Source organism: Bacillus sp. FG16 (assembly GCF_057809515.1).
This window is the reverse complement of record NZ_JBMDKC010000373.1, coordinates 1-374: the sequence shown is the minus strand read 5'-3', so window position 1 is coordinate 374 and position 374 is coordinate 1. Positions and strand designations below refer to the sequence as shown.

Genomic DNA, 374 nt, shown 5'->3' with positions numbered 1-374 from the left:
TGAGAATGAGCCATAACATTAAAACTTTTTGTTGCTTCCATGTTAATATTAGTACCGCCATTATCCCATGTAGTTTCCAACCTCATTGTTCTCTTAGCTCTTAATAACAGAAAATCATCGCTTCTTACGTTAATTAATCCCTTAGAATCTATGAGAACATGTCCACCCGCACTCAACTCTAACCTACCACCACTATCTCTAAAGAACCCTACAGTAGCATTTGTTTTAAACATATTATTACTAATTTCATTAACCATACCAATTGTTCCCCAAGCATTTGCAAAATCTGTTTTATTCGGCGTCACTTGTGTAATTGCTATAGAACCTACAGTATCTGTTGAATCTTTCCCCAAAAATAAAGAAGGCTGAACCCC

The 374-nt window shown here is 35.8% G+C and carries 1 protein-coding gene; it reads right to left on the bottom strand.

Annotation, left to right across the window (positions count from 1 at the left end):
• Positions 1-374: hypothetical protein (locus tag ACODS7_RS32805; RefSeq protein ID WP_488828749.1), on the bottom strand; the 374-nt coding region annotated here is incomplete at both ends.